This is a genomic window from Streptomyces sp. NPDC096339 (genome assembly GCF_044762985.1).
In the GTDB taxonomy this organism is placed as follows: Bacteria; Actinomycetota; Actinomycetes; order Streptomycetales; family Streptomycetaceae; genus Streptomyces.
In genome coordinates this window covers 217,874-241,764 of the sequence record NZ_JBIWFI010000007.1, presented here as the reverse complement: position 1 = coordinate 241,764, position 23,891 = coordinate 217,874, and the positions used below count along the sequence as shown (strand labels likewise).

Here is a 23,891-nt window from a genome sequence, read left to right as displayed (position 1 = left end):
TTGATCGTGGTGCCGCCCAGTTCCTTCTGGATCAGACCCTCCTGCAGACCGACCAGCGCGGTCGCGTGCGTCAGGTTCGGGAAGTACCCGATCCGCACCTCGGAGGCCGACAGCTTCTTGGCGTCGGTCGCGGCGGCGGCCGGCTTGTCCTCGTCCTTCTTCGCCTCGGAACCGTAGCCGCAAGCGGTGAGCAGGAGGGGAAGGGCGGCGGTGACGGCGATGGCGCGGAGGGCGGTGAGCGGTCTTGCGGCAGACACGGAGGTGTCCTTTCACGGGATGGGGTGTTGGGGAAGGTACGGGGGCACGCGGCCGGGGCCTGCGGCACGCACGGCACCCACACCTGGCGGCGGTCGGTGACGGGACCGGCGTCGCAGGCGGAGCAGTGGTGGGGTGTCGTGGATGCCGCGGGATCCGATGCCGAGCCGCGTACGTCGCACGCCGCGCTCGGAGGTGACCCGAGGCGTGCGGGGCCGGCGGAAGGGGCCGCCGGGCCCGGAGAGCGGGGTGGCAGGGCCGGGGCGCGCAGCGGTGATCGGCGCGCGGAACCGGGGCCCGGGTCAGGCGGGCTGACAGATGGCGCTGGACGTACGGACCAGGTCGATGTGCCGGCGGGTGGTGAGGACGGGCAGAAGAATGGCTGATTCATGCATTGCTCGCACGGCCACCTCACCTCATTCCTAGTTTTCCTACCGGGCTGGTAGGCATCTTGGCAGACGTCGAGACTCACCCCAAGGGGTCGTCCGCATGGTGGACGGACTCATCTCGATGAATGAGAACAAGCAGGTCAGCGAGGTGGGCCGACCGCTCAGGGATTGGTCCAGGCCTCGGGAGTGCTCGTCAGTGCGGATACGTCGGCGGGCAGGTCGGCCGCGGCGACGTCGGCGAGCGTCACGCCGTCGAGGATCTCGCGCACATTGGCGCGAAGGGCGATCCACAGGGGCAGCAGTGACGTGGCCGGACCGGTGTACGAGAGGTCCGGCGGGCGGACTCCGCGCACCGAGACGAGAGGGCCGTCCACGATGCGGATGACGTCCGCGATGGTGATGGACCAGGCGGGCTTGGCCAGCCGGTAGCCGCCGTTGCCGCCGCGCTGGCTGAGCACGAGTCCGCCCCGGCGCATGTCGTTCAGGATGCCCTCGAGGAACTTGTGCGGGATGTCCTGCGCGTCGGCGATGGCCTCGGCCTTCACCGGCCCGTCGTCCTCCGACGACGCGAGCTGCAGTGCGGCACGTACCGCGTAGTCCGCCCTGGCTGAGATCCGCATGCGCTCATTATCGCGTACGGGGCCGCGCCCGCGTCCGCCGCGGGCGCGGCCCCGTACGGGGTGCCCCGCGTCAGCGGAAGACGGCCGCCGGCACGCGGTGGGGGGCGTTGAGGTAGTGCTCGCCGATGGAGCGCAGACGGTGTGCGGCGGGGTGGTGGGCCGTCAGTACGCGGGCGTTGCGCCAGAAGCGGTCCAGGCCGGGGGCGTCGGCGAGTTCCAGCACCCGGGCGGTGATGTGCAGGGCGGCCCTGGAGGTCACGGTCTCGGCCGTGGCGACCAGTGCGGCGACGTCCGCGGGTTCCTCGGCATCGAGGTGCGTCCCCGTGTCCAGGGCCCGCGCCATCGCCTCCGTCGCCCGGTCGACCACGGCGGTGGCCGTCTGGGCGGCGGAGGCGAGTTCCCCGTACGTCAGCAAGAGGTCCGGGTCCTCACCGGGCAGCCGATAGGCGCGACCACGCCTGTTCAGGTCGCGGGCTTCGGTGAGGGCGCCCTCGGCGATGCCGAGGCCGACGTGACACAGGGCGAGCCGGAGCGCCGGCTCCGCGAGCGCGGTGAAGGGCGCGGTCGACTCCTCGTCGTGCGGCCGGCGTCCGAGCACCTGCTCGGGCGTGACGGCGACCCCCTCGAAGACGACGTCGCCCGCGCCGGCGACGCGCTGTCCGAGACGCTCGTGGGCGGGTTCGACGGTGACGCCCTGCGCGCCCGGCGGGATCCGTACGACCAGGAGGTCGCCGGTGCCGGCGCAGACGGCGTCCAGCACGATCTGGTCGGCGACGGCCGCCGCCGTGTGCACGGACCGGCGCCCGTTCAGTACGTAGCCCGTGCCGCGCGGCCTCAGTGCGAGGTCGGGGCCGGCGGAGTCGTCGTCGGGTGCGGGATTGCGGACCGCGCCGGTCCACAGCCACTGCTCGCGCGCCGACGCCTCCTCCAGGGCGGCCGCCTGGTGGCGGCCGGCGTAGAAGCGCGCGCTCCAGGCGTGCGCGTAGTGCCGGGCGAGCGCCTCGCCGACGGAGCCGTCCGCCGCGGAGACCTCCCGTATGACGGCGCATCCGGTACGCCAGTCCGCCCCGCGGTCCGGCCGGGGCGGGGTGAGTGCTGCCAGCAGACCGGCCTCGCGCAGCCGCGCCGTCTCGTCGAGCGGCGGCTTGCCGGCCTGGTCACGGGCGATGGCGTCCGTGGCGAGGTCGTCCGCCACGTCGCGAGCGGTACGCAGGAGTGCGTGGCGCTGCTCGTCGGCAGGCCGGACGGCGGTGGTCATGTGGGCTACTCCGGAGCGTCGTCGGGTGGTCTGGGCCGGGTGCCGGATGGTGTGGAGCCGAATCCCACCTTCCCTATCGGATTGATAGGGATACTCGCGGAACAGGCCTGACTCGGCAAGACCATGGTCGAATGGTGGACACAGCCGTCTTGGAAGAAGAGACGGTCGCGGGGGCCGTGTCCCACCTCACGGTCCGACATGCGCCAACCCGCCCCCACTTCCGGCGCGGTCGGCCTACTGTGGGCCACGCAGCTGGTTCGCCCCCGTCCTCCCCCATGGCCTGAACGGCATGGGGGGACCCCCTTGGCGGGACGCGTCGCAAGAGGGAACCCGGTGGGAATCCGGGACTGCCCCGCAGCGGTGAGCGGGAACGACCGCCGTCATACGCACTGGGACCTGAACCGGTCCTGGGAAGCGACGGCCTGTAGGTGCCCGCCGGGAGACCGGCAGGCGTGCCCGTGAGTCCGAAGACCTGCCCGTTGCCCGTGCGCGATCGACCGCGCACGGTTTCTCGGTGACCTCGTGGGCGGGTCGGCGTGCACCTCGGACGGAACCTTCCCGTCGCGTACCCCGACGTACGCGGACCGGACGGTCTGCCCGTCCCGGCACCCTTCGCGCCCTCGGCCCCACCGGGTCCATGGAGACACGCTCGCGAAGGAGAGTTCCGTGACCACCAAGTCCGCAGCCGCGGCAGTACGGGCCACCGTCCACGGCTACCCCCGGCAAGGGCCGGACCGCCGGCTGAAGAAGGCCGTCGAGGGCTACTGGAAGGGCCGCACGAGCGCCGAAGCCCTCCGGGAGACCGCCCGCGACCTGCGCCGGGCCAACTGGGCGCAGCTGACCGGGGCGGGCATCACCGAGGTCCCGACCGGCGACTTCTCGTACTACGACCACGTCCTGGACACCAGCGTCATGGTCGGCGCGATCCCCGCCCGCCACCGCGCCGCCGTCGAGGCCGACGCCCTCGACGGGTACTTCGCGATGGCGCGCGGCACGCAGGACGTGGCGCCCCTGGAGATGACCAAGTGGTTCGACACGAACTACCACTACCTGGTCCCCGAACTCGGGCCCGACACCGTCTTCACCGCCGACCCCGCCAAGCAGGTCGCCGAGTTGAAGGAGGCCCTGGCCCTCGGCCACACCGCCCGCCCCGTCCTGGTCGGCCCGGTGACGTACCTGCTCCTCGCCAAGCCCGCACCCGGCGTCGCCGCCGGCTTCCGGCCGCTCACCCTGCTCGACCGGCTGCTGCCCGTCTACGCCGAGGTCCTCGCCGAACTGCGCGCCGCGGGAGCCGAATGGGTCCAGCTCGACGAGCCGGCCCTGGTCCAGGACCGCACCCCGGCCGAACTGAACGCCGTCGCCCGCGCCTACCGGGAACTCGGGGGCCCCACGGAGCGCCCCCGGATCCTCGTCGCCTCCTACTTCGACCGGCTCGGCGAGGCCCTGCCCGTCCTGGCCAAGGCGCCGGTGGAGGGTCTCGCCCTCGACTTCACCGACGCCGCCGAGGCGAACCTCCGCGACCTCGCCAAGGCCGGCGGCCTGCCCGGCAAGCGCCTGGTCGCGGGCGTGGTCAACGGCCGCAACGTCTGGATCAACGACTACGCGAAGTCGCTGACCACCCTCGGCACCCTCCTCGGGCTCGCCGACCGCGTCGACGTCGCGGCCTCCTGCTCCCTCCTGCACGTACCGCTGGACGCCGACGCCGAGCACGACATCGCCCCCCGGATCCGTCGCTGGCTCGCCTTCGCCCGCCAGAAGACCACCGAGATCGCCACACTGGCGCGCGGACTCGCCCAGGGCACCGACACGATCACGGCCGAACTCGCCGCCAACCGGGCCGACCTGGCCTCCCGTGCCACCTCCCCGATCACCCACGACCCCGCCGTCCGGGCCCGCACCGCGGGGGTCACCGACGCGGACGCCCGCCGCTCCCGGCCCTACGCCGAGCGCGCCGCCGCCCAGCACGCCCGCCTGGGCCTGCCGCTGCTGCCCACCACGACCATCGGCTCCTTCCCGCAGACCGCAGAACTGCGCGTGGCCCGCGCGGACCTGCGCGCCGGCCGCATCGACACCGCCGCCTACGAGGAGCGCATCGAGGACGAGATCCGCGAGGTGCTCTCCTTCCAGGAGAAGACCGGGATCGACGTCCTCGTGCACGGTGAGCCCGAACGGGGCGACATGGTCCAGTACTTCGCCGAGCGGCTCACCGGATACCTCGCCACCCAGCACGGCTGGGTCCAGTCCTACGGCACGCGCTACGTGCGGCCGCCGGTCCTGGCCGGGGACATCTCGCGCCCGGAGCCGATGACGGTGCGCTGGACGACGTACGCGCAGTCGCAGACCACCAAGCCGGTCAAGGGCATGCTCACCGGCCCGGTCACCATGCTCGCCTGGTCCTTCGTACGCGACGACCAGCCGCTCGGCGAGACCGCGCGACAGGTCGGACTCGCCCTGCGCGACGAGGTCGACGACCTGGAAGCGGCCGGGACCCCGGTCATCCAGGTCGACGAACCCGCCCTGCGCGAAACGCTGCCGCTGCGCGCCGACGGCCACGCCGCGTACCTGGCGTGGGCCACGGAATCCTTCCGCCTCACCACCGGCGGCGTCCGGCCGGACACGCAGATCCACACGCACATGTGCTACGCGGAGTTCGGCGACATCCTCCGGGCCATCGACGACCTCGACGCCGACGTCATCAGCCTGGAAGCGGCCCGCTCCCACATGCAGGTCGCCGACGAGCTCGCCGGCGCCGGCTACCCCCGCGAGGTCGGCCCCGGCGTCTGGGACATCCACTCGCCGCGCGTCCCCTCCGCGCAGGAGGCCGCTGCCCTCCTGCGCAAGGGCCTCCGGGCCATCCCGGCCGAACGGCTCTGGGTCAACCCCGACTGCGGCCTGAAGACCCGCGGCTGGAGCGAGACCCGCGCCTCGCTGGAGAACCTCGTCGCAGCGGCCCGCGAGGTCCGTGCGGAGACCGGTACCGCCTCCACCTGATCCGGGTCCGGGTCCGGGGCGGGCCCCGCGCCCACCCCGGACCCGCCGCGCGGCCGTACGCCGATGCCCCGCATCCGTCCGGGCCGGATGCCCCGCATCCGTCCGGGCCGCCGGGGCAGAAGAACCAGCGTGACGCCCCCGCGAGGAACGGAGCACCCCATGGCGACCAGCCCCCGGAACCCGTCCGGATCAGCGCCCGGCCGCACCCTGTGCCTGGTGACCGGCGCCAGCGGCTACATCGGCGGCCGGCTCGTCCCCGAACTGCTCGCCGCCGGCCACCACGTGCGCTGCCTCGCCCGCACCCCGGCCCACCTGCGGGACCACCCCTGGGCGGACCGGGTCGAGGTGGCCAGGGGGGACGTCACCGACGCGGAGAGCCTGCGCCCCGCGCTCCGCGACGTGGGCGTCGCCTACTACCTGGTGCACTCGCTGGGCGCCGGCCGAGACTTCGAGGAGACCGACCGGAACGCCGCCCGGACCTTCGCCGCGGAGGCCCGCGCGGCGGGCGTACGCCGCATCGTCTACCTCGGCGGCCTCACCCCGGCGGACATCCCCGAGCAGGAGCTCTCCCCGCACCTGCGCTCACGTGCCGAGGTCGGCCGGATCCTGCTCGACTCCGGAGTCCCCACGACCGTGCTGCGGGCCGCCGTCGTCATCGGCTCCGGCTCCGCCTCCTTCGAGATGCTGCGCTACCTCACCGAACGGCTCCCCGTGATGGTCACGCCGAGCTGGGTCGGAACCCGCGTCCAGCCCATCGGCGTCGGCGACGTACTGCGCTACCTCGTCGGCAGCGCGACCATGCCGCGGGAGGTCAACCGCACCTTCGACATCGGCGGCCCGGACGTCCTCACCTACCACGACATGATGATCCGGTACGCGTCCGTCGCCGGGCTCCCGAGGCGGCTCATCGTGCCCGTCCCGATGCTCACCCCGGGCCTGTCCAGCCACTGGATCGGCCTGGTCACCCCCGTGCCCGCCGCCCTCGCCCGGCCGCTCGCCGAGTCCCTGCGGTACGAGGTCGTCTGCGCGGAGCACGACATCGCCGAATACGTGCCCGGCCCGCCCGGCACCCCGGCCCCCTTCGACCGCGCCCTCGCGCTCGCCCTCCGACGTGTCCAGGAGGCCCGGGTCACCACCCGCTGGTCCTCCGCCCTGCTGCCCGGAGCCCCCAGCGACCCCCTGCCCACCGACCCCGACTGGGCGGGCGGCAGCCTCTACACCGACGAACGCGAACGCACCGTCGACGCCGACCCGCACGCCCTGTGGCAGGTCATCGAAGGCATCGGCGGCGAGAACGGCTGGTACTCCTTCCCACTGGCCTGGGCCGTACGGGGCTGGTTCGACCGGCTCGCCGGCGGTGCGGGGCTGCGCCGCGGGCGGCGCGACGCCCAACGGCTCCGCGTCGGCGACGCCCTCGACTTCTGGCGGGTCGAGGAGATCGAGCGGGGCATCCTGCTGCGGCTGCGCGCCGAGATGCGGCTCCCGGGCCTCGCGTGGCTGGAGATGCGCGCCGAACGGGACGACACGGGCCGCACCCGCTACCGCCAGCGCGCCCTCTTCCACCCGCGCGGCCTCGCGGGCCAGGTGTACTGGTGGAGCGTGGCCCCGTTCCACGCCGTGGTCTTCGGCGGCATGGCCCGGAACATCGCGCGCACCGCGGAGCGGGCCGTCGCCGACCGGACCGGCCAGGCATGACGGGGTGACGTGCCGGCATCCGCCCGCATGCGCCCGCATCCACGACGCCCCGGAGCACGGAAGGGGAGTGCAGCACAGCACACCAGCACAGCAGCCCGCCGTCCGCGCCCCCAGCGGCCCGCCCGGCGGCCGATCCCCGGGAGTGGCGCCATGACCGTCTCCGTCGTCCTCTTCACCTCCGACCTCCGCCTGCACGACCACCCACCGCTGCGCGCCGCCGTGGACGCGGCCCGCGAGACCGTGCCGCTGTTCGTCCGGGACCCGGCCGTGGACCGGGCCGGCTTCGCGGCGCCCAACCGGCTCGCCTTCCTCGCCGACTGCCTCACCGACCTCGACGCCGGACTGCGGGAGCGCGGCGGGCGGCTCTTCGTGCGCGGCGGCGACACCGTGGCCGAAGTGTGCGCCGTGGTAAGGCAGTCCGAGGCCGACGAGGTCCACATGGCCGCGGACCACTCGGCGTTCGCCCGCGCCCGGGAGGAACGCCTGCGCCAGGCCCTGGAGTCCGAGGGGCGCCGCCTGTACGTGCACGACGCCGTCACCACCGTGGTGCCGCCCGGCGACGTGACCCCGCAGGGTTCCGACCACTTCGCCGTCTTCACCCCGTACTTCAGGCGCTGGTCCGCCGAACCCCTCCGGACGCCGCTCGCCGCGCCCAGGACCGTACGGGTACCGCACGGGCTGCGCTCCGAGCGGCTGCCGACGAGTGCCTCCGTGGCGGACGTCTCCGACGGTCTGGCCACCGGCGGGGAGACCGAGGGCCGCCGGAGGCTCGGGGCCTGGATGTCCCGGCACGCCGACGCCTACGAGGAGCGCCACGACGACCTCGCGGGCGACGCGACCTCGCGCCTCTCCCCGTACCTGCACTTCGGCGCGGTGTCGCCGACCGAGGCCGTGCACCGGGCGCGGTCCCGTGGCGGCGCGGGCGCCGAGGCCTTCGTACGGCAGCTGTGCTGGCGGGACTTCCACCGCCAGGTGCTCGCCGCCCGCCCGGCCACGGCCACCCGGGACTACCGGCCCCGGCACGACCACTGGCGCCGGGGTGCGGACGCCGAGGCGGACCTGCGGGCGTGGCGCGAGGGCCGGACCGGCTATCCCGTGGTGGACGCCGCCCTGCGCCAACTCGCCCACGAGGGCTGGATGCACAACCGCGGACGGCTGCTCGCGGCCTCCTTCCTCAGCAAGACGCTCTACGTGGACTGGCGGGAGGGCGCCCGGCACTTCCTCGACCTGCTCGTGGACGGCGACGTCGCCAACAACCAGCTCAACTGGCAGTGGGTGGCCGGTACGGGCACCGACACCAGGCCCCACCGGGTCCTCAACCCCGTTCTCCAGGGCAGGCGTTACGACCCGCACGGCGCCTACGTCCGCCGCTGGGTCCCGGAACTCGCGGAGCTTCCCGGCGCCTCGATCCACGAACCCTGGAAGCTGAAGGGCCTGGATCGGGCCTCGTACGACTACCCCGACCCGATCGTGGACCTCGCCGACGGCCTCGCCCGCTTCCGGCACGCCCGGGGCAGGGACTGAGACCGGGAGGCGTCGAATACGACGCACGAACGATGCGGGTTGAGCGGCCTCCCCCGGTGGCCGGACGCTGGTGAGTCAGGGAGCACCGGCACCGGCAGGAGGAGCGCACATGACCACGGCAGAGCGCGAAGCGCCCGGCGCGGGGCCCGGCGCTGTGCCCGGCAGGGTGTCCGGGGTGGTTTCGGACGAGGAGATCGGCCGGGGGCTCGCCGAGGGTGACGAACGCTGCCTGGCCCTCGCGCACCGTCGCTGGGGGCGGCTCGTGTACACCCTGGCGGCCCGCGCCCTGGGCGACCCGCGCGAGGCCGAGGACGTCACCCAGCAGGTCTTCCTCGCGGCCTGGCGGGGCCGCGCCGGATACCGTCCCGAGCGCGGGCCGGTGCCCGCGTGGCTGGTCGGCATCACCCGGCGCAAGACCGCCGACGCCCTCACCGACCGGACGCGCCGGCTCGACCTCGTCGCCGCCGCGGGCGCGGCTCTGCCGCCGCCCGACGGCACGGGGGAGGGCCCCGAGCACGTCCTCGACCGGGTCGTGGTCATCCGCGAACTCGCGCGCCTGCCGCGCGTACAGCGCGATGTGCTGACCCTCGCGTACTTCGGGGACCTGACACAGGCGCAGATCGCGCACCGCACGGGACTGCCCCTGGGCACGGTCAAGAGCCATGCCCGCCGGGGCCTCCTGCGGATGCGCCGCAGTCTCGTGGCCGGTGCCGGGCCGACCGCGTCGATCAGCGGGGCGCAGCCCGCGCCGTGCTGATGCCGCGGCCGGTCGGCGGCTCCGCGTAGCAGCGCGCGAGGACGTCGAGCGCCTCCCGCAGGCCCCCCGGGCGGAGCATGCCCGCCTCCACGGTGCGGCCCGCCCAGCCCGGTCCCGCGAGCAGCACCCGGGGGTGCGTCCGCGCCCCCTTGACGCCGAAGGAGCGTCCGGCGACGTGGCGGGCGAGGGCGTGGTTCGCCGTGGAGCGCGCCTGGGACCAGAGCACGACGGTGGCGGGGCCGAGCCGCCGCACGGCGGCGTCGAGCGCTTCGGCGGGGACGGCCGCGCCGAACATCCGGGCGGGCAGCCCGCGTTCGGCGAGCCCCGCGGCCAGCGCCTCCAGGGGAAGGGTGTGCTCCTCGGCCGGTACGCAGGCCAGGACCACCGGGGGAGCGGCGGGCACGGACCCGTCCGCGGCGGGCGTGACCTGCCGGAGCGCGGTCGACACGTGCCAGGACAGCAGGTGCTCCACCTCGACGTACTGGTCCCCGGAGGACTCCCACTTGCGGCCCACCGCGTGCAGGGTCGGGACCATCACGTCCTCCCAGGCCGCGACCAGGCCGTGGCCCGCCACGACGTCACGGAGCAGGGAGTCGAGGGCGGGGCCGTCGAGCCGGACGGCGGCGCGGGCGAGCCCCCGGCGCGCGTCCGCGGCCGGCAGCCCGCCGTCCGGTCCCCGCTGAGGGGAGCGGGGGGCCGCCGGTACGGGACCCGGGCGCCCGCGGCCGGTCCTGGCGGTCCGCGCCGCTTCGGCGGGCGGCACGCCGGAGGCGGTGAGTCGGCACATCTCGTCCAGCACGGCCACGTCCCCGGGCGTCCAGCGCCGGTGCCGCCCGTCCTCCCGGACCGCGGGGCCGATGCCGTACCGCTGGTCCCACGAGCGCAGCGTGGTCGGCGACACCCCGAGGTGCCGGGCCACCGCCCCGGTCGTGAGGCCGTGTGCCGTATCGGACATGGCACCAGCTTACGACGCACGAACGCTGCGAGCGCGGCCGTGTTGCCGGGAGCCGTGCGGCCGGCTGTGGGAGCGTGGTGGCATGGCGATGTGGATCCGTGCGCATGACGAAGACCGGGGCCTTTGGCAGTACTTCGAGGGGGACGACGAAGGGTGGGTCCTGCGGCAGGTGGAGCTGCGGGACGATGACGGCGCGCCGGTGACGGCTGCCTCCCTGGAAGAGGTCCTGCACTACCAGGAGCGCGCGGACATCGCCACGATGAGCCGGTACGAGCAGCGGTACGGCCTCGTCGCCGAAGGAAGGCTCACGGGATGGGAGGACGCGCCGCGCGCGGGGGCGATCCCGGCCGAAGAGTTCGAGCGGGTCTGGCTGGATGCGCGGCGGACCCTGGGAGCCGCCGCACCGCCTCCGGAAGGCCGGCAGGCCTGATCCGACAACTCCGTTTGCCTGGAACACAACTGATGGAACGTCGGGTCAGTCGGAACGCGTGCGGACAACGGCTCGCGCCATCGCGGTCGTAGCCGCGGCCGGTCCCGCCACGTCAGGCACCGCGACCCCGTTCGTGAGCCCCCTCGCCACGGCGGCCGCACCGGCCGGATGGGCCGCACGCGAACCCGGCGCTCCGGGCGCGGGGCGGCCCGGTGGGCGGTCGTTCGGCGGTGCGGACGGCGCGAAACCCCGGTGTCCGCCGCAGATGACCTGGTGCGGACGGCCTCAGGAGGGCCGTAGAGCGTCCGTTCGGGTGGCGTCATCCGTTCGCCGACGGCAAGTGCCGCTGGAAGCGCGTCGGTCCGTGCTGTGCTGTGGCCTCGACCCGAACGGGGGTCGAACGCGGGCCCGCCCGCTGTCGTGGCAGGCTCGCCCCAACAGCGAAGGAGGACTGATGTCGCGCAACGGGAAGGACTGGAGAAGTCGGAGCGTGATCGGCCAACTGCTGGCCTCTGTCGTCTTGTTGATCGTGTCCTTGCTGGACGTCTCCGGTGCCCATGCCGCCGCCGTCCACTCCAAACCCAACACCGACTGGGACGCCATCGCCCGCTGTGAATCGAGCGGGAACTGGCGGGCGAACACCGGCAACGGTCATTACGGCGGCCTGCAGTTCACCCAGTCGAGCTGGAACGCGGCAGGAGGCCGCAAGTACGCACCCCGCGCCGACCTCGCCACGAAGGCGCAGCAGATCGCGACCGCGAGGAGGCTCGCCAAGATCCAGAGCATGGGGGCCTGGACCTGCGCACGACGCCGCTGAAGGAGGACGCTCCGACAGGGCGCCCGGGCCGCCCTGTCGGAGCGTCCGCGACCGGACGCGCCTGTGGCGGGCGGTCGTTGCGGGCCACCTCCGACCTTCCGCCCGTCGTCGACCGAAGGACAAGCCCGGATGCCGCGGAGCCGGTTCCCGCGAAGGATCGGCACCTGGCCGGCCGTGGGGCTCACGGTGGCCGTTCTCGTCGCCGCCAACCTCGTCATGCACCGCTGGAGCGGCCTGTTCGGCCTGGTGACGGCCGTCGTGGCCGGCGTCCTGCTGCTCGGGGTGCTCCACTGGGCCGGCGGGACCCGCGCGGACGCGGGACTGGCCCCCGGCACACTGGCCCGAGGTGCCCGTTGGGCGCTGGCCCTGGCCGGCCTCGTCGCCCTCGTCTATCTGGCCGGGGCCCTGCTGCCGCCCACCAGAGGGCTGTTCGAGGACCGGCGGTACGAAGGGATGGGCGCGGACGGGCTGCTGCTGCGCGTCCTCGTGACGGTCCCCGTCGGCACGGTCCTGGTGGAGGAGGTGGCCTTCCGAGGCGTGCTCTACGGCCTGGTGGACCGCGCCCGCGGAGCGGTCTGGGCGACCACCGTGTCGAGCCTGCTGTTCGGGCTGTGGCACGTCCTGCCGTCCCTGCACCTGGCGACGGAGAAACCCGCCCTGACCCCGGTCTTCGGCGACTCCGCGGCGGGCGCGGCGTCGGCGGTCGTGGCGGCCGTGCTGTTCACGGCGGCGGCCGGCGTCCTCTTCTGCGAACTGCGCCGCCGCAGCGGCAGCCTGCTGGCCCCCATGGGGCTGCACTGGGCGGTCAACGCGTTCGGCTACGTCGCCGGGTTCCTGCTGCGCTGACCGCGCGGCGGCCGGGGCCCGTCCGGTTCAGCCCTGCGGCTGGATGATCTCCCTCAACCGGTCCAGGTCCTGCGCCGTGAATCCGGAGGGCCGCATGACGGCGTTCCAGCCGTCGACGTACGCGGCCTTGTAGGTGTGGCCGTGGCCGTCCGGTACGCCGGTGGAGAACGGCAGGTCGGCGGTGACCTGCCAGAAGGTCACGAAGGGCATCCAGACCATGGAGCCGAGCACGTCCGTGCCGGGCTTCTCGCCGATCCAGTCGGGTTCGGAGAGGGCGAGGCTCGGGCTCCACCACACGATCGGGTCGGACGGGTGCATGAGGTAGAGCACGCGCGTACCGTCCCACGGCCGGTCCGCCGGCGGGAACCCGGTCGTGGGGTCGTCGGTGAACCGTACGGTCCGCCCGTCCTTGTAGACGGGCTCGATCTCGGGGCTCCCCGGCTCGCGGTCATCGCTGAACTCGCGGAACAGGGTGTTGAAGTTCGGCGGACCGGCGAACAGGGTGCCCGCGGTGCGGTTGCGCAGGTCGGCCTCCCCGCTGAAGGCCGTCTCGCCGCCGAACGACCCCAGGCTCTCCCCGGCCACGAACAAACGTGGCCGCCGGTCCTGGGGCAGCTTGGACCAGACGTCGTAGACCGCGTCGAAGAGGTCCCGGCCCGCCTCGCGCGCCTTGGACTGGTCGACGAGGTAGGACAGCCACGACGGCAGGTACGAGTACTGCAGCGCCACCGTGGCGGAGTCGCCGTTGCCGAGGTACTCGAACGAGTCCACGGCGGCGGGATCGACCCAGCCGCTCCCGGTCGTCGTCATCACGAGCAGGTTCCCGCGCGCGAAGCCGCCCGCCCGTTCGAGGTCCGCGACGGCCCGCTCCGCCCGGGCCTCGGTGCTGTCGGCGGTCTCCAGCCCCGCGTAGGCCCGGATCGGCTCCCGCGCCGAGTGGTGCGTGAACGCGCCGATCTGCGCGGCCGTCGGTCCGCTGCCGGTGAAGGCCCGGCCCTGCCGGCCCAGCGAGTCCCACGGAACGAGGGAGCCGGGCCCGCCCGAGCGCAGGGTGGACGTGGGCTGTTGCACGCCCTCCGGCGTCTGCGTGTCGCGCACCGAGAACGCCTCGTTGGCCGCGTTCACGAAGCCGCCCAGCAGCACCCCGCTGAACACGGACCACGCCACGCCCACGACCAGGATCCAGCCGACCACCCTCGCCGCCCGCGGGCCGATCCGGCGCCCGAGCAGCCGGGCCGCCCAGTGGTACACGCGCCGCAGCCCCCGCCCGGCCAGCAGGAGGAGCCAGAAGACGAGCGCGGCGATGAACGGGCACAGGACGGCGGTGAGGACGTTGTAGTCGGTGACCCCCATCAGCCCGCGGATCCGGTGCTGCCAGTACTGCCCGAATCCGAACGCGAGGCCGAACAGCACGACCGCGCCGATCAGCAGCACGTGCCACGACCGTCGCGAGGCGGGCCGTGCGTCCCGGTCGGCGAAAGCGCGCCACACATGGGCCGCGACCACGCCGAGCCCGTATCCGATGGCCGCGCTGATCCCGCAGATCAGCCCCTGGAGCACGCCCCCGCGCGGCAGCAGCGACGGAGTGAAGGACAGGCACGCCAGTACGAGCGCGCCCCAGCAGCCGGGCAGCGTGAGCCGGGGCAGCAGGCGCCGTTTCCCGGATCCGGGTGGCGGCTCGACGTGCCCGGCCTCGATCCGGGTGCCGTCCCGGCGCGACGGCGGCCCGTCCGGCGGGGGCGGCGGAGGGACCGACGTGTCATTGGCCATGGCTGACCTCCAGGGAAATGGTCCCGCCGCCCGGCCGGTCCTGCCATCCGGCCCGTACCGGCCGCCATGACGGACGTGCCGCACGCAGTGGCCGCTCTTACCCTGAGGTGAACGCCTGCGCCGGAGTGGTGGGAGGTTGCCCCATGAGTACGCGATGGGCCGCGCGTCTGGCCCTGGCGGCGGGCACGGCGGCGATCGTGGTCCTGGTGCTCTTCGGCGGGCTGCGGAGCCTGCTGCTCATGGGCGTGGGCTGGGCCGGGTTCCTCCTCACGGTGGCGGGCGCCTGGTGGATGCTCACCCACACCGGCTGGATCAGGGCCGCGGCCGTGCTGCTCATGGTGGCCGCGCCGGTCACCGTACTGGTCCTGTACTCGACGGCCGGGCTGGTGTGGGTCGTACTGGTCTCCCTCGCCCTGTGGATGCTGGCCGTGTACTGGGGCAGGTCCGCGCTGGTGGAAGACCGCCCGCCGGGCATGCCGGAGCGCCCCGCAGGCCGGGCCGGGCACCCGTTCCTGATCATGAACCCGCGTTCGGGCGGAGGGAAGGTCGAGAGGTTCCGCCTGGCGGAGCGGGCCAGGGCCCTGGGAGCCGAAGTCCACGTCCTGGATCCCGAGAGCCACGAGGACGTGGAGGAGCTCGCGCGGCGGGCCGTGCGGCGCGGGGCCGACCTGCTCGGCGTCGCGGGTGGTGACGGCACGCAGGCCCTGGTCGCCGGTGTGGCCGCGGAACACGACCTCCCCTTCATGGTGATCAGCGCCGGCACCCGCAACCACTTCGCCATGGACCTCGGGCTCGACCGGCAGGACCCGTCCACCTGTCTGGAGGCGCTGACCGACGGGGTCGAGCAGCGCATCGACATCGGCTACCTCCACACGGGAGGGGCGGGGGAGGAGAGCCCGGGGCGCGTCTTCATCAACAACGCCTCGTTCGGCGTCTACGCGGAGGTCGTCCAGAGCCCCGCCTACCGCGACGACAAGGCCCGCACCATCCTGGAGATGCTGCCGGACCTCCTGGCCCACAACACCGGCGCCCGGCTCGGCGTGCGTGCCGGTTCGCTGGCCCTGGAGGGCCCCCAGGCCGTCCTGGTGAGCAACAACCCCTACCAGAGGGGCGACTCGGCGGGCCTGGGACGCCGGGAGCGGCTGGACTCCGGCACGCTGGGGGTGCTGTGCGTCCACGTCGGCGGCGCCGCCGAGGCGACGGAACTCCTGCTGCAGAGCGGACAGGGCCGCGGGCTGACCGAGGCCACCGCCCGCGAGGTCGTCGTGGACGCCGACGCCGCCGTCATCCCGGTCGGTGTCGACGGCGAGGCCCTGTCACTGCCCACTCCGGTGCGCTGCCGTCTGGAGCCCCGCGCCCTGCGCGTGTGGGTGCCCCGGAACCGGCCCGGCGTGCCGCGCGCCACCCCGCCGATGAACTGGCGCCGGGTACGGCGTCTGGCGCTGACGATGGGGCGCGCCGCCACGGGGCACGAGGCGGCCGGCTGACCGGCGGTCACCGCTCGCCGGCGGGAGGCTCCGGCAACTCGGGCGGCTCGGACGGGGTGTGGGGCGTCCACTGGGCCCCGGTGCGCCGGCGGAAGGCCTCGACGGCCGCCTCCACGGTGGGGAAGAAGTGATCGGGGTTGATGGTGCGGGTGAGTCCGTACCGTTCGATCTTGCGCCGCACGGGGTCCTTCAACTCGGCGAACACGAGGTGGACGTCGTCCGCGTTGAGCGCTTCGTCGAGGTCCTCCAGCACATCGGCGGCTGTGGTGTCCACATCGGTCATGGGCTCCGCCGCGACCACGATCCAGCTCGGCCTCGGGTCCGCGGCAGCCAGCCGCCTGACCTCGTCGCGGAAGGTCTTGGCGTTGGCGAAGACGAGCGGCGCGTCGAACCGGTAGATCACCAGGCCCGGCAGCAGGCCGGCCTGCGGGTAGGAGCGCATGTCGTGGTAGCCCTCCAGGTCCTGTACGCGCCCCAGCACGGTGTTGTACGGCCACCACACGCGCCGGAAGACGTCGAGGACGGACAGGCCCACGGCGACGCCGATCCCCGGCAGCACACCGAGCAGGGCCACGCCGACGAAGGCCGCGACGCACAGCAGGAAGTCCGCCCGGCGCTGCCGCCACAGCCGGACCGTGCCCGGGACGTCGGCCAGGGACAGCGAAGCGGTGATGACGACGGCGGCGAGGGCCGGTTGGGGCAGATTGCGGAACAGGCCCGGCGCCAGCACGAGCATGAGGACGATGAGCACCGCTCCGACGACTCCGGTGAGCTGGCTCTTGGCTCCCGCGCGCTCCGCCACCGCCGTACGGGACCCGCTCGTGCTGACCGGGAAGCCCTGGAAGAGACCGGCCGCCAGGTTCGCCGCACCGACGCCCGCCATCTCCTGGTTGCCGCGGACCTCCTGCCCCGTGCGGGCCGCGAAGGCCGACGCGTTGGAGATCGTGTCGGCCAGGGACACCAGGGCGATGCCCACGGCGCCGCCGAGCAGCGGCGCGAGGTCGGAGAGCCGTATGTCGGGGACGGTGAACGGCGGGAAGCCCTCAGGCAGTTCCCCGACCAGGCCGACGCCGTGCTCGCCCAGGTCGAGGGCGGTGGTCACGGCGATCGCCAGGACCACCATCACGAGCACCGCGGGGACCTTCGGCAGGAAGCGCTGGAGGAGCAGGATCAGGGCGATCCCGCCGCAGCCGACCGCCGCCGCGGCCGGGACCGCGGCGCCGTCGGCGAGTTGCTCCACGAACCCCACCGCTTCGCCGATCAGGCTGTCCGCGTCGACCTTGAAACCGAGCAGCTTGGGGAGTTGACCGATCAGGATGGTCAGGGCCAGGCCGTTCATGTAACCGATCATGGTCGGTTTGGAGATCAGGTCGGCGATGAAGCCGAGCTTCGCGACCGAGGCCAGGATCATGATGGCCGCCACCATGATCGCGAGCATGGACCCCAGTGCGACCGCCCGCCCGGGGTCCCCACCCGTCGCCACCAGCGGCAGCACGGTCGCGGCGATCATCGGCCCCAGTGAGGAATCCGGGCCCAGCACCAGGATCCGGGAGGGCCCGAACACCGCGTAGGCGAGCAGGCAGAGGATCGTCGTGTACAGGCCGGTGATGGCCGGCAGGCCCGCCAGCTCGGCGTACGCCATGCCCTGCGGCACCAGCAGCGTGGTCAGGACGACCCCCGCCACCAGGTCCTTGACCAGCCACTCCCGCCGGTAGGACGACACCGCGCGGACCCCGGGAACGGCCCGCAGCCGGGGTAGGAGCCCGCGGCCCTCGTGCCGGGTGGTCACCGCCCTTCCTTCCCCCATCAGGTGCGTCGCGACCGACGGGCCAGGAGCTTGCCCAGCTCCCACAGGACGAGGAGGACGACGGCGGCGAGCAGCGCCCAGCCGAACTGTCGGGCGTCGATCTCGGTCGTCCCGAGGAGCCGGCGGAAGCCGTCCATCTGTGTCACCAGCACGGCGAGGACGAACTGGGCCAGTGCCACCCAGTTCATCTGCTTGCTGTCGAAGGTGGTCGTGGTCAGCACCGAATCCGTCTCGCTGCGGCATTCGAACGCCGCCACGATCAGGCAGAGGGCGAAGGCGGTGAAGGCGATCGACTGGCCCGTCGCGACGCTGTCGTAGTGGGCCTTGCCGAGCCCGATCAGCCCGAGCAGGACGACGGTGATCGCCAGCCCGCCCAGTCCGACCGTGACCAGCACGGGCCGGGTGAGCACCGATTCCCCGCGCGGTCGTGGCCTGCGGCGCATGAGCCCGGGGCTCTCCCGGTCGAATCCCAGCGCGAAGCCGAAGGAGGCGTTGACCACGAAGTGGATCCACAGCACCTGCGGCGGCGTGAAGGGCTCACCGGCGGCGATGTCGAAGACGGTGGCGCCGAGGAAGGTCAGCACGAAGGTGACCAGCAGGAGCAGGACGAACCGGATGTACTTGGTGAGGTTGTCGTAGATCCGCCGGCCCTGTTCCACGGCGTAGACGATGGTGGCGAAGTTGTCGTCGGAGAGGATCATGCGTCCGGCGTTCTTCGCCACGTCCGTGCCGCTGCCCATGGCGATCCCGATGTCGGCGGCCTTGATGGCGGGCGCGTCGTTGACGCCGTCCCCGGTCATCGCCACCACGTCGCCCTTCTTCTTGAGCGTGTTGGCGAGCAGCACCTTGTGCTCCGGCGCGACGCGCCCCACCACGCCGATCCCGTCGATGCGGGCGAGCTGTTCCTCCTCGCTCATGGCCGCGAAATCGGCACCGAGGACCGCCTCGCCCGGGATGCCCAGCTGCCGGGCGATCGCCGCACCGGTGACGACGTCGTCGCCGGTCACCATGCGGACCCGGATGTGCCCCGCCTGGGCCCCGGCCACGGCGGCCTTGGCCTCCTCGCGGGGCGGGTCGACCATGCCGACGAGGCTGCTCATCCGCAGCCCGGTGACGTACGCGAGCAGGTCGCCCTCCGGATCGAAGTCGCCCGGGTCGAGTTCACGGGTGGCCGCGGCCATCACCCGCAGTCCCTCCCCGCCCATCCGCCGGGTCTGGTCCTCGGCACGCCCGGCCAGTTCCGCGTCCCACGGGATGCTCTCGCCCGCCGCGAGCGCGGTGGCGGCCCGCGCCACCACCGCCGGGACCGCGCCCTTGACGAAGCAGCGCACGACCTGCCGGCCCGAAGAGTCGACCGCCGAATGGAAGGTGGCCATCAGCTTGTACCCCGGGTCGAACGGCAGCGTGGCGAGCCGGGGGTAGGCCTGTCTCGTGGCGTCGACGTCCAGCCCGGCCTTGTGCGCGAGCACCAGCAGCGCTCCCTCGGTGGGATCGCCCACCACCTTGCCGTCCACCAGCTTCGCGTCGCTGGCCACCACGTAGGGCAGGATCGCGTCCTCGATGCCCGCCGAGGACCCGGCGGCGTGGTGGACCTTCCCGTCGAGCCCGTAGCCCGTACCCGAGACGGTGTACCGGTCGGTGGGACTGAGCACTTCGACGGCGGTCACCTCGTTCATCGTCAGCGTGCCGGTCTTGTCCGAGTTGATCGCCGAGGTGAAGGCGAGCGTCTCGACCGACGGCAGTTCCTTCACGATCGCGTTCCGCTCCGCCAGGTTGAGGCTGCCGACGGACAGGATCGCCTGGGTCACGGTCGGCAGCGCCTCGGGGATCGCGGCGATGGCCAGGGAGACCGCGCTGACGAACAGGACGTCCCAGGCCTGGTCCCGCTGCCGCCCCAGGGCGAACATCACGATCATGGTCAGGCCCGCCGCCGCGGTGATCCACAGCGTCAGGGTGTCGAGCTCCTTGGTGAGCGGCGGCACCTCCTTCTCCGTGGCCGACAGCATCCCGGAGATCTTGCCGACCTCGGTGGCGGCCCCGGTCGCGGTGACGACCAGTACCCCGCTGCCGTGGGTGACCGGGGTGTTCATGAACGCCATGCAGGTCCGGTCACCGGGCGCGGGCAGGGGGCCCGGGAGCGTGCCGGCGTCCTTCGCGGCGGGCACGCTCTCGCCGGTGAGCGCCGACTCGTCGATCTGCAGGGCGCTGGCCTCGACGATGCGCCCGTCCGCCGCCACCTGGTCCCCCGCGGTGATGAGCACGATGTCGCCGACGACCAGCCGATCGGCGGGGATCTCCGCCTCCGTCCCGTCCCTGCGCACCCGCGCCGAGGCCTTCATCATCGACTGGAGCGCGTTCATCGCGCTCTCCGCCTTGCCCTCCTGGCGCAGGCCGATCACCGCGTTCAGCAGGGTCAGCACGATCAGCAGGATCGCGGTGGTCCATTCCTGGATAAGCAGCGAGACGGCAGCCGCGGCCAGCAGGACCAGCTGCATGTAACTGCGGTACTGCCTGAGGAACCGCTGCCAGGTCGGCGTCCGCTTCTCCTCCGGCAGCGCGTTAGGGCCGTGCGCGGCCAGCAGCTCCGCGGCCCGGGCCGAGGAGAGACCGACCGCCGGATCGACGGAGAACGCCGCCGCGACCTCGTCGGGATCACGCGTGTACCAGGCGTCCTCCACAGCCCGCGGCTGCTCACCCGGGGAAACCGACCGCACGGTCATCGTTCCGCCTCCGATCCGTGGCCGCGGACGGGTCCGGGCCGGTACGACAGGTCCTGGCTCCTGGGCCGTCTAGCCGTGCTTCCCGCCCTTCCTCCCCTTCTTCCCGCCCTTCTTCCCCGGGTGTCCGGCGGCGTACGGGTCCGCCTCGGCCCCGGCCGGCGCCTCCTTCTCCAGCGCCCGTCTGGTCACGAGCAGGTCCTTGCGCGCCTCTTCCCCCACGTCGGGGAACCGCGGGTCGATGTCCATCAGGGTGTGCGCGAGGACCGCCGCCGCGCAGATCCGCGCGAACCACTTCCGGTCCGCCGGCACGACGTACCAGGGCGCCCACTTCGTACTCGTGGCCGACAGCATTTCGGAGAACGCCTGCTGGTAGTCGTCCCAGCGGCGCCGCTCCCGGACGTCCGCCGCGGAGAACTTCCAGTTCTTCTCCGGCAGGTCGATCCGCTTCAGGAAGCGGATGCGCTGCTCCTCCTTGGACAGGTTCAGGAAGACCTTCACCACTTTGAAGCCGTTGTCCGTGAGGTAGTGCTCCCAGCGGTTGATCTGCCGGAAGCGCCGCTCCCACAGATCCGGCCCGACCGAGTCCTCCGGCAGGTTCTGACGGACGAGGACCTCGGGATGGACCCGTACGACCAGGACTTCCTCGTAGTGGGAGCGGTTGAAGATGGCGATCTCGCCCCGCGAGGGCAGCCGCTGGGCGTAACGCCACAGGTAGTCGTGGTCGAGTTCCTCCACGGAGGGCACCTTGAAGCTGCTGACCCGTACGCCCTGGGGATTGACGCCGCTCATCACGTGGCGGATCGTCCCGTCCTTGCCCCCGGCGTCGAGAGCCTGGAGGCACAGGACCACCCCGTAGGTGTTCTGGGCGGCCAGCCGCTCCTGGTACTCGGCCAGCAACGACACCCCGGTCCGCAGCAACTCGATCCCGTCCCGCTTCTTCAGGCCGGCCTTGTAACGCGGGTCGAAGTCCCGGGAAAGGCGCACCTCGGAACCCGGTTCCACCCGCAGCGGCCGGATGAAGTCCGCGATGCGTTCGGCTCTCTCGTCGAACATCACCGATCAGTCCTTGTCTGCTCCGAGGCGGCGCCGAGCGCCCTGCGGGAACGCCGTTCGACCAGGATCGGGATGAAGGCCCTGATCCTGGCCTCGCGGAACGAGTCGTATTCGGTCCTGACCGTCGCCTCGACGGTCGCCCGGTCCACCGACGGGTAGGCGGCGCCCAGCCGCGCCACCATGTCCCGGATCGTCACCGACTCCTCGTACGAGCCGGGCGCGGACGGGGTCGGCTCGGCCGCGGGATCATCCCGCTCCACCGGCCGGGGAGGGGCGGTGGGGGCGGTGGGGCCCTCGGCGGGAAGGCACACGTCGACCCGATGGGTCTGCCCCTCGACCGTCATGGCGGTGCCGATCCCATGTTCCACGACCTCCAGACCGCAGAACCGCCCATCTCGCCATCGCCACGAGAAGGTCCTTGCCGCTCATTGTCTGCTCACCCGGACAAGATCGCCCTCCGGGGGAGAGCGGGGCGACCTAACATGAAGGACGAGGTCTTCTCGATCCCGCACCCGCCCGCAGCGAGACGGCAGGGAGGACGGCATGGAGTTCGGGACCGTATCCGGGGGAGTGGACGGCACGCGCTATCCGCCGATCTCCGAGCACGGCCTGATCGGTGATCTCCGCACCGCCGCGCTCGTCGGCACCAACGGCACGATCGACTGGTACTGCTGCCCGCGCTTCGACGCACCCAGCGTGTTCGCCGCCATCCTCGACGCCGACCGGGGCGGATCGTGGGAGCTGGCCGCCGACGTGCCCGCGCGGACCCGGCAGTTCTACTTCCCGGACACCAACGTGCTGATCACGCGGTTCTACGCCGCCGACGGCGTGGCCGAGATCCAGGACTTCATGCCGGTCGTCGACGAATCGCGGGAGGCGGTGCGGCACCGGCTGATCCGGCGGGTGATCTGCGTGCGGGGCACCCTTCCCTTCAGAGCGCGGATAGCCCCCCGCTTCGGTTACGGCACCGAGGCGCACACCGTGCGCGCGCAGGCCCACGAGGCCGTGTTCGAGGCCCCGTCGATCTCACTGGCACTGACCTCCACGACGCCGCTCGAAAGCGACGGCAAGGACGTGTGGTCGCACTTCAAGCTCCTCGAAGGCGAGTCCGCGGTGTTCGCCCTCGACAAGATCAGCGACGGCGTCCGACCCCGGGGCTGTCCGCGCGCCGAGGCGCAGGAGCAGTTCGAGGCGACGGTCCGGTTCTGGAGCCACTGGCTGAGCCGCTCGCGCTACCGCGGCCGCTGGCGGGAGATGGTGAACCGCTCCGCGCTGACGCTGAAACTGCTCACCTACGCGCCGACCGGTGCGATCGTCGCCGCGCCGACGACCAGCCTGCCCGAACGGGTCGGCGGCGAGCGCAACTGGGACTACCGCTACGTGTGGGTCCGCGACGCCGCCTTCTGCGTCTACGCCATGCTCCGCCTGGGCTTCACCTCGGAGGCCGAGGCGTTCATGGGCTTCCTGTCCGACCGGTGCATCGAGCCGGGAGCCGGCCCCACCGGTCCGCTGCAGATCATGTACGGCATCGACGGCCGCACCGACCTGCCCGAATCCGAGCTGCTCCACCTCGAAGGGCACCGGGGATCGAGCCCGGTGCGGGTGGGGAACGCCGCCACCAAACAGCTCCAACTGGACATCTACGGAGCCATGATCGACTCCGTGTACCTCTACGACAAGTGGGGGAAGCCCATCAGCAGCGCCCACTGGGACGAGGTCGGTACCGTGGTCGACTGGCTCTGCGACCACTGGGACCAGCCCGACGAGGGCGTCTGGGAGACCCGGGGCGGCCGGAGGAACTTCGTCTACTCGCGGCTGATGTGCTGGGTGGCGATCGAACGGGCCATCCGGATGGCCAACCGGCGCGGCCTGCCGGCCGATCTGCCCCGCTGGCAGCAGAGCCGGGACGCGATCTACCGGCAGATCATGCGGCAGGGCTGGTCGGCGGAACGCGGGGCGTTCACCCAAGGCCTCGGCGACGACGTGCTCGACGCCTCCGTACTGATGATGCCGATGGCCAAGTTCATCTCGCCCACCGACCCCAAGTGGCTCTCGACCCTGGACGCCCTGACCGCGGATCTGGTCTCCGACTCGCTGGTCTACCGCTACGACCCGGAGGCCAGCCCGGACGGCCTGCGCGGCTCCGAGGGCACCTTCTCGATCTGCTCGTTCTGGTACGTCGAGGCGCTCACCCGCGCCGGACGCCTGGAGGAAGCCCGGTTGGCCTTCGAGAAGATGCTCACCTACGGCAACCACCTCGGTCTCTACGCCGAGGAGATCGGCCGGAGCGGAGAACAACTCGGCAACTTCCCCCAGGCGTTCACCCACCTCGCGCTGATCAGCGCGGCATTCAACCTCGACCGCGCCCTCGGCTGACCGCGCCCTCGGCTGACCGCGCCGGGTCGGTGGGGGCGGCGGCCCTGAGCGGCGTACACGAGACAGGACGCGGCCAGGAAGTCGGGTGGGCCATCACGCGCCGGGGCGGTTCCGGTCGTCATGGCGGCGGGGACTCCTCGG

Annotated in this window: 18 protein-coding genes, 1 pseudogene and 1 riboswitch; of the genes and pseudogenes, 9 read left to right on the top strand and 10 right to left on the bottom strand. The window is 72.8% G+C overall.

Annotated elements, in window-relative coordinates:
* The 4 genes and pseudogenes from ACIQ5Y_RS13505 to ACIQ5Y_RS13490 form a co-directional block, all read right to left on the bottom strand.
* Positions 1–257 (bottom strand): annotated as a pseudogene (locus tag ACIQ5Y_RS13505) (sulfate ABC transporter substrate-binding protein); the annotation flags it as partial.
* A gap of 300 nt (positions 258–557) precedes the next feature.
* Positions 558–650, bottom strand: coding sequence for a putative leader peptide (locus ACIQ5Y_RS13500; protein WP_384583264.1), 93 nt, complete (start codon positions 648–650; stop codon positions 558–560).
* Positions 651–805: 155 nt separating this feature from the next.
* Positions 806–1,264, bottom strand: a complete 459-nt coding sequence (locus ACIQ5Y_RS13495) for an RrF2 family transcriptional regulator (protein WP_403879227.1) — start codon at positions 1,262–1,264, stop codon at positions 806–808.
* Positions 1,265–1,334: 70 nt separating this feature from the next.
* Positions 1,335–2,522: an acyl-CoA dehydrogenase gene (locus ACIQ5Y_RS13490; protein WP_403879225.1), complete on the bottom strand. Its 1,188-nt coding sequence runs from the start codon at positions 2,520–2,522 to the stop codon at positions 1,335–1,337.
* A gap of 274 nt (positions 2,523–2,796) precedes the next feature.
* Positions 2,797–3,017: riboswitch (cobalamin riboswitch) on the top strand.
* Positions 3,018–3,188: 171 nt separating this feature from the next.
* On the opposite strand from ACIQ5Y_RS13490, the gene metE reads away from it, so the two are divergent.
* From metE to ACIQ5Y_RS13470, 4 genes are all read left to right on the top strand, one after another.
* Positions 3,189–5,513: a 5-methyltetrahydropteroyltriglutamate--homocysteine S-methyltransferase gene (gene metE / locus ACIQ5Y_RS13485; RefSeq protein WP_403879223.1), complete on the top strand. Its 2,325-nt coding sequence runs from the start codon at positions 3,189–3,191 to the stop codon at positions 5,511–5,513.
* 159 nt (positions 5,514–5,672) lie between these two features.
* Entirely contained in the window at positions 5,673–7,208 is a 1,536-nt protein-coding gene (locus ACIQ5Y_RS13480; RefSeq protein WP_403879222.1) for an SDR family oxidoreductase, read from the top strand.
* 150 nt (positions 7,209–7,358) lie between these two features.
* Positions 7,359–8,732: a cryptochrome/photolyase family protein gene (locus ACIQ5Y_RS13475; RefSeq protein ID WP_403879220.1), complete on the top strand. Its 1,374-nt coding sequence runs from the start codon at positions 7,359–7,361 to the stop codon at positions 8,730–8,732.
* A gap of 109 nt (positions 8,733–8,841) precedes the next feature.
* A complete protein-coding gene (locus tag ACIQ5Y_RS13470) occupies positions 8,842–9,489 on the top strand; it encodes a sigma-70 family RNA polymerase sigma factor (RefSeq protein WP_403879218.1) in 648 nt (215 codons plus the stop codon).
* Here ACIQ5Y_RS13470 and ACIQ5Y_RS13465 read toward each other — a convergent pair.
* The gene (locus ACIQ5Y_RS13465; protein WP_403879217.1) at positions 9,461–10,444 is read right to left on the bottom strand and encodes a MerR family transcriptional regulator; all 984 of its coding nucleotides are present in this window, start codon (positions 10,442–10,444) and stop codon (positions 9,461–9,463) included. The two genes, ACIQ5Y_RS13470 and ACIQ5Y_RS13465, sit on opposite strands and share 29 nt — an antisense overlap.
* 82 nt (positions 10,445–10,526) lie before the next feature.
* Here ACIQ5Y_RS13465 and ACIQ5Y_RS13460 point away from each other — a divergent pair, with 82 nt between their 5' ends.
* From ACIQ5Y_RS13460 to ACIQ5Y_RS13450, 3 genes are all read left to right on the top strand, one after another.
* Positions 10,527–10,874 (top strand): hypothetical protein, encoded by a 348-nt coding sequence (locus ACIQ5Y_RS13460; RefSeq protein WP_403879215.1) that lies wholly within the window; start codon positions 10,527–10,529, stop codon positions 10,872–10,874.
* Positions 10,875–11,328: 454 nt separating this feature from the next.
* On the top strand, positions 11,329–11,691 hold the full coding sequence (locus ACIQ5Y_RS13455; RefSeq protein ID WP_403879213.1) for a transglycosylase family protein: 363 nt from the start codon (positions 11,329–11,331) through the stop codon (positions 11,689–11,691).
* Between the two features lie 129 nt (positions 11,692–11,820).
* Entirely contained in the window at positions 11,821–12,537 is a 717-nt protein-coding gene (locus ACIQ5Y_RS13450; protein WP_403879211.1) for a lysostaphin resistance A-like protein, read from the top strand.
* 27 nt (positions 12,538–12,564) lie between these two features.
* Here ACIQ5Y_RS13450 and ACIQ5Y_RS13445 read toward each other — a convergent pair whose 3' ends face one another.
* A complete protein-coding gene (locus ACIQ5Y_RS13445; RefSeq protein WP_403879209.1) occupies positions 12,565–14,307 on the bottom strand; it encodes an alpha/beta hydrolase in 1,743 nt (580 codons plus the stop codon).
* A gap of 143 nt (positions 14,308–14,450) precedes the next feature.
* Between ACIQ5Y_RS13445 and ACIQ5Y_RS13440 the strand changes: the two genes are divergently transcribed.
* Entirely contained in the window at positions 14,451–15,794 is a 1,344-nt protein-coding gene (locus ACIQ5Y_RS13440) for a diacylglycerol/lipid kinase family protein (RefSeq protein WP_403879207.1), read from the top strand.
* Between the two features lie 7 nt (positions 15,795–15,801).
* Here the strand turns inward: ACIQ5Y_RS13440 and ACIQ5Y_RS13435 are convergent, their stop codons facing one another.
* From ACIQ5Y_RS13435 to ACIQ5Y_RS13420, 4 genes are all read right to left on the bottom strand, one after another.
* The gene (locus ACIQ5Y_RS13435; RefSeq protein ID WP_403879205.1) at positions 15,802–17,583 is read right to left on the bottom strand and encodes a SulP family inorganic anion transporter; all 1,782 of its coding nucleotides are present in this window, start codon (positions 17,581–17,583) and stop codon (positions 15,802–15,804) included.
* 17 nt (positions 17,584–17,600) lie between these two features.
* A complete protein-coding gene (locus tag ACIQ5Y_RS13430) occupies positions 17,601–20,321 on the bottom strand; it encodes a cation-translocating P-type ATPase (protein WP_403879203.1) in 2,721 nt (906 codons plus the stop codon).
* 69 nt (positions 20,322–20,390) lie between these two features.
* Complete coding sequence (locus ACIQ5Y_RS13425; protein WP_403879201.1) at positions 20,391–21,374, bottom strand: polyphosphate kinase 2 family protein; 984 nt, start codon at positions 21,372–21,374, stop codon at positions 20,391–20,393.
* Entirely contained in the window at positions 21,374–21,742 is a 369-nt protein-coding gene (locus tag ACIQ5Y_RS13420) for a three-helix bundle dimerization domain-containing protein (protein WP_403879199.1), read from the bottom strand. The genes ACIQ5Y_RS13425 and ACIQ5Y_RS13420 overlap by 1 nt, the downstream gene beginning before the upstream one ends.
* 175 nt (positions 21,743–21,917) lie before the next feature.
* On the opposite strand from ACIQ5Y_RS13420, the gene ACIQ5Y_RS13415 reads away from it, so the two are divergent.
* A complete protein-coding gene (locus ACIQ5Y_RS13415; protein ID WP_403879197.1) occupies positions 21,918–23,750 on the top strand; it encodes a glycoside hydrolase family 15 protein in 1,833 nt (610 codons plus the stop codon).
* Positions 23,751–23,891 lie beyond the last annotated feature (141 nt).